This window comes from Planococcus antarcticus DSM 14505, from assembly GCF_001687565.2.
Classification (GTDB): domain Bacteria; phylum Bacillota; class Bacilli; order Bacillales_A; family Planococcaceae; genus Planococcus; species Planococcus antarcticus.
The window spans coordinates 2,436,913-2,448,806 of record NZ_CP016534.2 but is presented as its reverse complement, the minus strand read 5'-3'; the positions used below and the strand labels follow the sequence as shown (position 1 = coordinate 2,448,806).

General features: G+C 42.5%; 13 protein-coding genes and 1 other annotated feature. All 13 genes read left to right on the top strand.

What is annotated here, in order from left to right; all coding sequences use genetic code 11:
• The 13 genes from BBH88_RS12270 (at position 1) to lspA (ending at position 11,893) form a co-directional block, all read left to right on the top strand.
• Positions 1 to 786 carry a cell division protein FtsQ/DivIB gene (locus tag BBH88_RS12270; protein WP_006828833.1) on the top strand — a complete coding sequence of 262 codons (786 nt, stop codon included), beginning with the start codon at positions 1 to 3 and terminating at the stop codon, positions 784 to 786.
• Entirely contained in the window at positions 764 to 1,489 is a 726-nt protein-coding gene (locus BBH88_RS12265; RefSeq protein ID WP_065536748.1) for a DUF881 domain-containing protein, read from the top strand. The genes BBH88_RS12270 and BBH88_RS12265 overlap by 23 nt, the downstream gene beginning before the upstream one ends.
• Before the next feature lie 16 nt (positions 1,490 to 1,505).
• Positions 1,506 to 2,222, top strand: coding sequence for a DUF881 domain-containing protein (locus BBH88_RS12260; RefSeq protein ID WP_006828831.1), 717 nt, complete (start codon positions 1,506 to 1,508; stop codon positions 2,220 to 2,222).
• A 2-nt stretch (positions 2,223 to 2,224) separates the two neighbouring features.
• On the top strand, positions 2,225 to 2,587 hold the full coding sequence (locus BBH88_RS12255) for a small basic family protein (protein WP_006828830.1): 363 nt from the start codon (positions 2,225 to 2,227) through the stop codon (positions 2,585 to 2,587).
• Between the two features lie 102 nt (positions 2,588 to 2,689).
• A complete protein-coding gene (gene ftsA, locus BBH88_RS12250; RefSeq protein ID WP_006828829.1) occupies positions 2,690 to 3,973 on the top strand; it encodes a cell division protein FtsA in 1,284 nt (427 codons plus the stop codon).
• A 58-nt stretch (positions 3,974 to 4,031) separates the two neighbouring features.
• Positions 4,032 to 5,225: a cell division protein FtsZ gene (gene ftsZ / locus BBH88_RS12245; protein ID WP_006828828.1), complete on the top strand. Its 1,194-nt coding sequence runs from the start codon at positions 4,032 to 4,034 to the stop codon at positions 5,223 to 5,225.
• 109 nt (positions 5,226 to 5,334) lie between these two features.
• Positions 5,335 to 6,006: a YggS family pyridoxal phosphate-dependent enzyme gene (locus BBH88_RS12240; protein ID WP_006828827.1), complete on the top strand. Its 672-nt coding sequence runs from the start codon at positions 5,335 to 5,337 to the stop codon at positions 6,004 to 6,006.
• Entirely contained in the window at positions 6,003 to 6,482 is a 480-nt protein-coding gene (locus BBH88_RS12235) for a cell division protein SepF (RefSeq protein ID WP_006828826.1), read from the top strand. The genes BBH88_RS12240 and BBH88_RS12235 overlap by 4 nt, the downstream gene beginning before the upstream one ends.
• 20 nt (positions 6,483 to 6,502) lie before the next feature.
• Positions 6,503 to 6,766 (top strand): YggT family protein, encoded by a 264-nt coding sequence (locus tag BBH88_RS12230; RefSeq protein WP_006828825.1) that lies wholly within the window; start codon positions 6,503 to 6,505, stop codon positions 6,764 to 6,766.
• Positions 6,767 to 6,832: 66 nt separating this feature from the next.
• Positions 6,833 to 7,618: a YlmH family RNA-binding protein gene (locus BBH88_RS12225; protein WP_006828824.1), complete on the top strand. Its 786-nt coding sequence runs from the start codon at positions 6,833 to 6,835 to the stop codon at positions 7,616 to 7,618.
• A 94-nt stretch (positions 7,619 to 7,712) separates the two neighbouring features.
• Positions 7,713 to 8,234 (top strand): DivIVA domain-containing protein, encoded by a 522-nt coding sequence (locus BBH88_RS12220; RefSeq protein WP_006828823.1) that lies wholly within the window; start codon positions 7,713 to 7,715, stop codon positions 8,232 to 8,234.
• 37 nt (positions 8,235 to 8,271) lie between these two features.
• Positions 8,272 to 8,487 (top strand) — a binding site (T-box leader).
• Positions 8,488 to 8,529: 42 nt separating this feature from the next.
• The gene (ileS, locus tag BBH88_RS12215) at positions 8,530 to 11,292 is read left to right on the top strand and encodes an isoleucine--tRNA ligase (protein WP_006828822.1); all 2,763 of its coding nucleotides are present in this window, start codon (positions 8,530 to 8,532) and stop codon (positions 11,290 to 11,292) included.
• Between the two features lie 124 nt (positions 11,293 to 11,416).
• Positions 11,417 to 11,893 (top strand): signal peptidase II, encoded by a 477-nt coding sequence (lspA, locus tag BBH88_RS12210; RefSeq protein WP_006828821.1) that lies wholly within the window; start codon positions 11,417 to 11,419, stop codon positions 11,891 to 11,893.
• The last annotated feature ends 1 nt before the right edge of the window (position 11,894 follow it).

Here is an 11,894-nt window from a genome sequence, read left to right as displayed (position 1 = left end):
ATGGACAAAGTGATTGACATCGAAGAACGCATCCCGACGCTTCGTGAGCGTCGGAAAAAAAGAACCAATCGCAAGTTCGTGGCGCTGCTGTTCATTTTTCTCACTTTGCTTGCCGTACTTTTATACAGCCAGTCGAAGTACAGTGAAATCCGGGCCATCACCATTGAAGGAACTGTTCTTTTTGACCAGGAAAGCTACCAGGAAGCAAGTGAATTAAATATCGGAGATTCGATGTGGTCTTTCGATGCTGGAGCTGTATCGCAGCAGCTGGAAAGTCTGGAATGGGTTGAAGAAGCATCTGTCAAAAAAAAATGGTTGACCGGAGTAGAAATTAATTTAAAGGAATATGTTCAAATGGGGTATCTGGACAACGGCAACAGTTACCAAGTTGTTCTGTCGAACAGCCTGGCCCTGGACCAACCAGTTACTACTGTTGACGGTCCAATTTACTCGAATTTTGAAAAAGAAGAAAAAAGAGAAAAGCTAATCGACCAATTGACTCAAATTGACTCTGAAGTTCTTCAATTGATTTCACAAGTGATTTTGGATCCGGAAGAAAAAGATGCCGATTACGTGACTCTTTATATGAATGATGGAAACGAAATTCGGGGAATTTTAAGTACCCTAGCTGAAAAAATGAATTATTACCCGTCAGTCATTGCCCAATTAAAAGAAGGACAACAAGGGGTAATTGATATGGAAGTGGGTATTTTCTTCCGCTCCTATGCAGATGTTTACGGTTTTGCGAAGGAAGGTGCCGAAGATGAAGCCACCGAAGCAGAATAGTCGCAAGAGTTTTAGTAAATCGATTGTGTTTTCATTGGTTTTCTTGGTTTTGGGGTTTATCATGGCCTATTCCTATAGTTTATCGAGTGCCAACAAAGAAACAGAAGAATTTACTGGAGGCGCATTTTTCGAGCAGGAAGAAGGGTATCGTAAAGAACTGATTGATCAACAGGAACGCAATAAAGACTTACGGGACGAGTTACAAAAAAAACAAAGCGAGGTTCAGGAATACGAGAGATCCTTCGCTGATGGGGAAAATCGCTATACCGAATATGCCGCAGAAGCAGAAGAGCTGCGAAGGTTTCTTGGACTAGTACCAGTGCAAGGAAACGGTCTGAAAGTGACGCTGCAAGATGGAGACTATCATTCTGATTCCGTTAACCCGAATGATTATATTGTTCACGAAAGTCACGTTTTCCAAGTGATCAACGAATTGTATATTTCAGGTGCGCAAGCCATTTCTATTAATGGCCAACGCATTGATGGAAATTCGTATATCGTCTGTACGGGGCCGGTTATCACTGTAGATGGTATACAATATCCAGCTCCTTTTGTCATTGAAGCTATCGGTGAGCCTGAAGTATTAACATCTTCAATGGAATTGACTGGTGGAATTATGGATCAATTGGTTAATGACAATATCATTGTCACATTGGATGAGGGGCAGGTTATCGAAATGCCTGCTTTGCTAACAGAATCATGAGTAAAGGGGGAGACGTATGAAGAAAAGGATCCTCACCCGATTTACGGCGATACTGTTTATCATCGGCTTGATGGCGGCCATCCAATATAACACGATCAATGAACCAAATCTCCGAGATACGCGGGATGTATGGGAAATCAGACAGGAACTGGCGCGCGAAAAACAGCTTCATTCTCAATTGTTGTCTGAAATTGCTTCTCTTGAAGATACTTTAGATAAATACGGAGCGGCTGCGAACGCCAGTCCGGAGCAAGCTTTGCGGGAAACCGCTGGGGAACTGAGAAATGCTGCAGGCTTGTCCGAGACAACCGGACCTGGAATTGAAGTTTTTGTCGAACCTTCGTTGGAAGCGGTTGCGATGGGACTTGAAATTGCAGGGATTTCACCCGATCTGCTTATACGTCTCAACAACGAAATTAATCGCTATAATGGCCTCTATGTATCCATCGACGGCAAAAGAATCATCAATACAACAGCCATCCGAGATATCAATGGTCAAACAACTGTTAATACCAAACCGTTAGAAACACCGCCGTTTTCGATAAAAATCATCTCTGAGACGATGGAAGACTCAGAAAAGCTTTATAATCATTTATTAGCGTCCCGTATTCTAGATGATTTTTATATCGATAACTTGACGATGACCGTTTCGGAGCCACAAAACGAGCTAGTCATAGAGGCATACGACGGCGCTGTAGACAGCAACTATTTACAGGCATCAGAGGGGGAATAGCGATGTGGCTGTCCATTTTAGGTTTAATACTCGGAATATCGCTCGGGCTTCTAACGGATATTCAAATTCCTCCAGAATACGCCAATTATTTATCAATTGCTGTATTGGCCTCACTCGATACGCTTTTTGGTGGAATCCGAGCTCATTTGCAGCAAGTATATGATGATAAAGTATTCGTCTCCGGATTTTTCTTTAATATTGCTTTAGCAGCCGGTCTTGCTTTTCTTGGCGTCCATTTAGGGGTAGATTTATACTTAGCCGCAATTTTCGCGTTCGGTGTTCGGCTATTTCAGAACATTGCGGTCATTCGCCGCATAATTTTGGCGAAATGGGCTGAAAAGAAAGATGTTAGAGAAACAATTTGAACAATCAAAGGAAATTTTTCTAAGTTTTGCGATTTTCTTAGACAAGGTGCACAATTTACAATAGAATATAAGTATAGCAGTTTAATAAGGAGGTGCCACGAATTGAGTCAATCAGAATTATACGTTAGTCTAGATATCGGTTCGTCATCCGTTAAAGTTTTAATCGGGGAAATGGCCAACAAGTCACTGAATGTAATCGGCGTCGGAAATGTAAAATCCAATGGGATTAAAAAAGGTGCGATTGTTGACATAGATGCAACGGTGCAGTCCATTAAAAAAGCTGTCGATCAAGCAGAACGCATGATTGGCAAATCGATTCATGAAGTTGTATTAGGAATTCCTGCAAACAAAGCAGTGCTACAGCCTGTTAAAGGAATTGTGGCAGTGAATAGTGAAAATCGGGAAATTACCGACGACGATTTAGATCGTGTTCTAGAAGCTGCTCAAGTAATGTCAATTCCACCAGAACGAGAATTAGTAAACATCATTCCTGAGCAGTACATTGTCGATCATTTGGGTGAAATCAAAGATCCACGGGGCATGATTGGTATCCGTCTCGAAATGGATGGTACAATGGTGACAACTTCAAAAACTATTTTACACAACGTCTTGCGCTGTGTAGAAAGAGCTGGACTTGAAATTCGTGATATTTACGTACAGCCACTTGCTGCAGGAAGCTATGCATTGACTGAAGACGAGAAAAGTCATGGTACAGCGTGTATCGATATCGGTGGAGGTTCCACATCTATTGCCATCTTCCAAGAAGGCCACTTGACTGCTTCTTCTGTAATTCCAGTTGGAGGCGACCACGTTACAAAAGATTTGTCCATCATTTTAAAGACACCGACAGATCAAGCTGAAAAAATCAAACTCGAACATGGTCATGCATTTTTTGAAGATGCTTCAGAAGATGAAGTTTTTGAGGTACCGGTCATCGGATCGGATTCAACCGAACAATATAACCAAAAATACATATCTGAAATAATCGGAGTTCGCCTGGAAGAACTTTTCGAACTGATTTTAGATGAATTTTATCGTCTGGGTGTCCAAGACCTGCCAGGAGGAGTCGTTTTAACTGGTGGTATGGCCAAATTAGATGGTTTGCCTGAACTTGCACGGAATATCCTACAGACACGTGTCCGTTTGTTTACTCCAGAATTCATTGGAGTTCGCGAACCTCAATACACGACGGCAGTTGGCCTGATTCAATATGCGTACATGGAAGATGTCTTCTATGGCCGTGTAGGGAATGGCGGAGCTGTTTCAGGAGCTGCAAAAATGGAGCATCAGGAAGTACAGCAGCCTAAGAAACAAAAACAGCCAAAACAAAATTCCGAAGGTGTCGTAACTAAAGCCAAGAAGATGTTTGATCGATTCTTTGAATAAAATCAACATTGTATCTAGCTTGCATCATAAAAGCTAAGCAATTTTAGGAGGAAAAAGAATGTTGGAATTTGATACAAATATTGACGCACTGGCCGTAATTAAAGTTATCGGTGTAGGTGGTGGCGGTAATAACGCTGTAAACCGCATGATCGAGCATGGAGTTCAAGGTGTAGAATTTATTGCAGTAAACACGGATGCACAAGCTTTGAACCTTTCAAAAGCAGAAGTACGCCTTCAAATCGGCGGGAAATTAACGCGCGGACTTGGTGCTGGAGCTAATCCTGATGTAGGTAAAAAAGCAGCAGAAGAAAGCAAAGAACAAATCGAAGAAGCTTTGCGCGGAGCCGACATGGTTTTCGTAACAGCAGGTATGGGCGGCGGAACGGGTACTGGAGCAGCACCTGTTATTGCCGGGATTGCCAAAGAACTTGGTGCGTTAACTGTTGGTGTTGTAACACGTCCATTTACTTTCGAGGGCCGTAAACGTTCAACACAAGCAATCGGCGGGATTTCTACTATGAAAGAATCTGTTGATACATTAATCGTCATCCCGAATGATCGACTTCTTGAAATCGTCGACAAAAATACACCAATGCTTGAAGCATTCCGTGAAGCGGACAACGTGCTTCGCCAAGGAGTATCTGGTATTTCCGATTTGATCGCCGTTCCCGGACTGATCAACTTGGATTTTGCCGATGTAAAAACAATTATGTCCAACAAAGGTTCTGCATTAATGGGAATCGGAGTATCTTCAGGAGAAAATCGTGCTTCAGAAGCTGCTAAAAAAGCTGTTTCTAGCCCGTTGCTTGAAGTTTCTGTTGATGGTGCAAAAGGCGTCCTGATGAATATTACGGGGGGATCGAACCTTAGCCTATATGAAGTACAAGAAGCAGCTGATATTGTAGCTTCAGCTTCTGACGAAGAAGTAAATATGATTTTCGGTTCTGTTATCAACGATAATTTGAAAGATGAAATCATTGTGACGGTTATTGCTACTGGTTTTAATGAAGAGCAGTTGCAACCAAGAACGCCAAGAGGATCCGGATTAAATTCAAGTCGCGTACAATCGATTCAGCAACAGTCTCCGGCTCCTTCAATCCGTGATGCTCGTCGTGAAGATCAACGCCGCGACGAGCAGCGCCGTGAAGAACAGCCTCCTTATTACAATCAAGAACCGCAAAGACAGGAAAAAAATAACGATGACGCATTGGATATTCCAACATTTTTACGCAATCGTCAAAAGAGACGTTAATCCAAACAGCTGCCGGTTGGGCAGCTGTTTTTTTGGTGTCAGGCTTAATTGATAAATCAGCCAAATCTTGTTATAATAGATTGACCACCTATAGAAAAGTTGTGAATGTATGAAACCTATGAAACCAGTCTTTGAAGAAATAAGCGAACAGCTAAACGCCGTTAAGCACGGCATACAAATTATTGCAGTTACAAAACAAGTAGGCGTGGAACGCACGAAGGAAGCGATCCGAGCGGGAATTTGTCATTTAGGTGAAAATCGTCCTGAAGGATTATCGCAAAAACTTGAAGCAATAGATGAAAGTGTGTCTTGGCATTATATTGGCAATCTGCAAACTAGAAAAGTAAAAGACGTCATCAATGAAATTGATTATCTACATTCCTTGGACCGCTCGAGCTTGGCGAAAGAAATCCAAAAACGGGCAAGCAACCAAGTCAAGTGTTTTGTTCAGGTGAATGTTTCTGGCGAAGAGTCAAAAAGCGGGATTGCACCTAACGAAACAATTGATTTCATCAAATCACTTGAGATTTATGACAAAATCCAGGTAGTTGGGTTAATGACGATGGCGCCGAATACGACGGATGAGCTTGCTATTCGCGAGGCATTTAAAGGATTAAAATCACTCCAACTCCAAGTGTCAGAAAAACAATGGACCCATGCACCATGCACAGAATGCTCCATGGGCATGTCCAATGATTACTTAATTGCTGCTCAGGAAGGGGCAAGTTTCGTCCGGATTGGAACAGCGTTGGTGGGGGCAGAAAGTGAGGCAAAGCGATGAGTGTGAAAAATAAATTCAAAAATTTCTTTTATTTAGATGAGTACGAAGAAGAACAAGCGCAGGAACAATCTGCAACACAACAAAAGCCAGCACCGCGGTATGAAAAACCGGCTGCAATGCAAGAGCCGAAAAAAGTACCGAAAGAACGGCGCCAGAAAGTGGAGGAGACCATTGTGCCTAATTTAGTCAGTTTGCAGAGTGCTTCAAAATCTTCAAAAGTCAGCTTGGCAGAACCAAGAGTTTATGCTGAAGCACAGGATATTGCAGAAAGCTTGAAAAGCAAGCAAGCTGTAGTTGTCAATCTGCAGCGTATCGAAAAAGATCAGGGTCTTCGAATCATCGACTTTTTAAGTGGAACAGTTTATGCCCTTGGCGGAGATATTCAACGCATCGGAACTGACATCTTCCTGTGTGTACCAGACACTGTAGAAGTGGATGGCGCTATTTCAGATTATTATTACGATGATCAACAATAAGAGAGGTGCCTTAAAATAATATGACAGTATTTGTGGATTTATTGCTTTCGGCAATTAACATCTATTTCTATATCCTGATTGTCAGCGTCTTCATGAGTTGGGTGCCAAGCATCAAGGAATCGGGATTCGGCCAAATGATTTCCAAAATCACGGATCCGTATTTGGATATATTCAGACGCTTTATTCCGCCAATCGGCATGATCGACATTTCACCGATTGTTGCGATTTTCACTTTAAGTTTAGCAAGCCAAGGTATTCTTGTACTGGCTGGTTACCTCATTTAATTCAAAACCTCACGTCACGTGAGGTTTTTCTCTTGAAAAACGGATCAAACGTGAAGGAGCATTTGCATGGAAGAGATATTTCAACATTTCAGAAAAGAAGAGCAGCAGTTTATCGAACAGGTATCAGGATGGCTTCGTGAAGTGGAAGATCGTTATTCACCAAAGCTAACTGACTTTCTGGATCCTCGCCAGCGTTTTATCGTCGAGGCCGTGATGGGATCGAGTGATGTGGAAATGATGTCTTCGGGGGTTTTTAAAAATGCAGAAAGACAGCGGGTATTGCTGTATCCTTCTTATTTTGAACCGCAACAAGAAGATTTCAGTATTACAGTTTTTGAATTGAAATATCCGTCAAAATTTGTCAATTTGCGCCATCCAGATATTTTAGGATCATTGATGTCACTCGGGCTCGATCGCAGCAAATTCGGAGATATCCGTATCGACAATGAACGTGTCCAACTCGCTGTTATGAATGAAATCAGTCCGTATCTGGAAAGTAATTTTATCAGCGCTGCGAAGGTGAAAATTCAATTAAATGAAGTAACAGAAATAGAGCAATTGATCGATACGAGCGAAGAATGGACAGAAGAATCGTATACGGTCAGCTCGATGCGACTGGATACGGTTATGAGTTCGGTCTATAATATTTCCCGCCAGAAAGCGTCTGCACTGATTCATGGAGGAAAAGTAAAAGTCAACTGGACTCTCCAGGAGCAGCCATCATTCGAACTGCACGAATCGGATATGATTTCTTCAAGAGGCTACGGACGTGTGCGGTTGATTATGATCGAAGGCCGCACTAAAAAGGACAAAGTACGATTGCAGGTTGGCCGCCTGGAAGCTAAAAACTAGGCAGCTTTGAGAAAATGCAAAATAATACTGAAATTTAATGTCATGAACTGTATAATAGAAAGATAAGATGACAAGTTAAGGAGAGGTTTACTCAATGCCATTATCCCCGTTAGATATACATAACAAAGAATTCAGCCGAGCATTCCGAGGATATCAGGAAGATGAAGTAAATGAATTCCTGGAACAAGTTATGAGAGATTATGAAATCCTACTGAAAGATAAGTCAACACTTGAAGAACGTTTGCGTACTACCGATGAGCGGGTTGGTCATTTCAATACAATTGAATCGACATTACAAAAATCGATTTTTGTGGCCCAAGAAGCTTCAGAAGAAGTGCGTCGCAACTCGCAGAAAGAAGCCGAATTGATTATCAAGGAAGCAGAGAAGAATGCGGACCGCATCGTCAATGAGTCGTTGACTAAAGCACGCCGCATCGCGACAGAAATTGAAGAGTTGAAAAAGCAATCACGTATTTTCAAAAATCGCTTTAAAATGCTAGTCGAAGCCCAATTGGATTTGATCGAAACAGATGATTGGGAAACCTTATTAGAATACGATATCGATACTCAGAACTTAGAGAAAATCGAGAAGGACAAAGAAGAGTCGAACTCTTGACTCTGAGACTTTCTACTTCTATAATTACGACATACAAAAAAACGCGCTGATAGAGACAGTAGGCTATGCAAGGACGATTTAGCGAATCAGGGATAGTGAAAGCCTGATACGGACGCATGGATGAAAATCACTCTTGAGCAGAATTGGTGAACGACAGTACCCAATTTCGTCTACGCCACGTTACGGTGATCGAGTGGCAGCCATCTAGCTGCAACAAGGGTGGTACCGCGAGTCAAAGCTTCTCGTCCCTTTCCAGGGATGAGGGCTTTTTATTATGCCTACAGGAGGAATAGAAATGGAATACAAAGATACGTTATTAATGCCGAAAACCGATTTTCCAATGCGCGGCAATTTGCCAAACCGGGAACCGGAAATGCAACAAAAGTGGGAAGAGATGGACATTTACAAAAAAGTATTAGACCGGACGAAAGACCGTCCTTTCTTTATTCTTCACGATGGACCTCCCTATGCGAACGGCGATTTGCATATGGGTCATGCGTTAAACAAAGTATTAAAAGATATGGTCGTCCGTTCTCGTTCTATGATGGGCTTTCATGCGCCATATGTTCCAGGCTGGGATACGCACGGATTGCCGATTGAACAAGCGTTAACAAACAAAGGCGTTAACCGTAAAGAAATGTCGTTAGCGGAATTCCGTAAGCTATGCGAAGAATATGCGTATCAACAAATCGATAGTCAGCGTTCTCAGTTCAAACGCATCGGTGTACGCGGTGATTGGGACAATCCTTACGTCACATTAAAACCGGCATACGAAGCGCGTCAAATTGAAGTGTTCGGTAAAATGGCCAATAAAGGCTATATCTATAAAGGATTAAAACCCGTTTATTGGTCCCCGTCAAGTGAATCATCACTTGCTGAAGCAGAAATTGAGTATCACGATAAAAAATCTCCTTCGATTTACGTGTCTTTCCCTGTTACTGACGGTAAAGGTGTATTAGCGGAAGGTACAAAATTAGTAATCTGGACAACAACACCGTGGACAATCCCAGCAAACCTTGGGATTTCTGTGCATGCCAAATTGAATTACGCGGAAGTTTCCGTAAATGGCTCTCTTTATATCGTCGCACAAGAGCTATTAAAAGAAGTCGCCGAAGAATTGGAATGGACAGACTACGAAGTTATTCGCGTATTACAAGGAGCTGAATTGGAACATATCCTGACAAAACATCCATTATACGACCGCGCTTCACTGGTGATGCTTGGAGAACATGTTACAACAGATTCGGGTACAGGCTGTGTCCATACAGCTCCTGGCCACGGGGAAGATGACTTCTTAATCGGCAAGAAATACGGATTGGATGTTCTTTGTCCAGTTGATGAGCGCGGAGTTATGACAGATGAAGCGCCTGGATTTGAAGGCGAATTCTACGACAAAGCCAACAAATCCATCACGGAAGCGTTGGATAATGCTGGCGCTCTTGAGAAACTTTCTTTTATCACACACTCGTACCCACATGACTGGCGGACGAAAAAGCCGGTAATCTATCGTGCAACGGCTCAATGGTTTGTATCGATTGATGCGTTCCGTGACCAAATCCTAAAAGCTATCAGAGAAACTTCGTTCACTCCAGCATGGGGCGAAACGCGTCTTTACAATATGCTGCGCGACCGTGGCGATTGGAATATCTCGCGCCAACGTGTATGGGGCGTTCCGATTCCAGTATTCTATGCTGAAAATGGCGATCCGATCATCACAGAAGAAACGATTGCCCATATTGCTGATTTGTTCCGTGAAAACGGATCGAACATTTGGTTTGAGCGTTCGGCCGCAGAATTATTACCGCCAGGATTTACTCATCCAAGCAGCCCGAACGGCTTGTTCACTAGAGAAACGGATATCATGGATGTTTGGTTTGATTCTGGATCGTCCCACCAAGGTGTTCTTGTAGAGCGTGAAGACTTGCAGTATCCAGCAGATCTTTATCTTGAAGGATCTGACCAATACCGCGGCTGGTTCAACTCTTCACTAACGACAAGTGTCGCTATCAATGGCATCGCACCGTATAAAGGCATCTTGAGCCATGGTTTTACTCTGGATGGCAATGGCCGTAAAATGAGTAAATCGCTTGGGAATGTCATTGTACCGTCAAAAGTAATGAACCAAATGGGAGCGGATATTCTGCGTCTTTGGGTTGCTTCTGTAGATTATACGGCAGATGTTCGTGTTTCTGATGAAAACTTCAAGCAAGTTTCAGAAGTTTACCGGAAAATCCGCAACACGCTGAAATTCCTTCACGGAAATTTAGCTGACTTTAGCGAAAAAGAGCACCGCGTTGCATTTGAAGACATGCGTGAAATGGATCAATACATGGTGATGAAATTGCAAAAAATGGTAGAAACAGTACGGAAATCGTATGAAACATACGAATTCTCGACAATCTATCACGCCTTGAACAATTACTGTGCTAACGATCTAAGCTCGTTCTACTTAGACGTAGCGAAAGATGTTGTCTATATCGAAAGTGCAGATCATCCTCACCGTCGTGCCATGCAAACGGTTATGTTTGATTCGTTGATGGCAATTTTGAAATTGTCTGCACCAATCATTCCTCATACAGCGGATGAACTATGGTCTTACTTGAGCTTTGTAGAAGAAGAAAGTGTTCAATTGACTGACTTCCCAGAAGCTGTTTCGAATGCGGCATTTGAAGGGCTTGATGAAAAGTGGAGCCGCTTTATGGACGTTCGCGACGATGTGTTGAAAGCATTAGAAGAAGCACGTGCAGCTAAAACAATCGGTAAATCTCTGGAAGCGAAAGTGACCGTTTACGGCAATGAAGAACTTGCGACATTACTGGCTTCAATTGATGAAAATCTTGCTCAATTGTTTATCGTATCGAAATATGAATACGGCGGTACACAAGATAATGCTCCGGAACATGCTGTTCAACTAAATGAAGTTTCTGTAACAGTCGAAAAAGCTGAAGGCGAAAAATGTCAACGTTGCTGGACAATTTCTGAAGAAATTGGCCAAAGCAAAGCACATCCAGCCCTATGCCCTCGCTGCGCAAGTGTTGTAGAAACGCAGTACGCTTAAGCAAAACCATAGATTAATAAACAGAAGAGGTCTGGAGAACCGGGTATCCGGTTTTTCAGACCTTTACTTTTTTCCTCAACATTGTGTTAAAATAGATTGACTGATGAATTGACGGAGGATATGGATGTTTATTTATTATGGAATCGCATTAGTGATAATTGCAGTAGACCAATGGACCAAATGGCTGGTCCTGAAAAATATGGAACTGGGTGAACGGATTTCGGTAATTGATCCTTACCTCGGCTGGCTGTCGCACCGTAACCGCGGGGCTGCGTGGGGAATGCTTGAGGGGCAGATGTGGTTGTTTGCCATCATTACCGTGGCGGTCATCACCGGAATTCTTTACTATTTTCATAAACATGCACAAGGACAGCCTTTGTTTCAGCTAAGCCTGATGGTTCTCTTAGGTGGAGCTGTTGGCAATTTTATCGATCGGATGCTGCGCGGAGAAGTCGTCGATTTTGTCGATGTGCTGATTCCGGTGATCAAATACGATTTTCCGATATTTAATGTTGCAGATGCTGCTTTAACAATCGGTGTTGTGTTGATGATTATCTTTATTATTTATGACGAAAAACAACAAAAGAAAAAGGTGTCTTAAT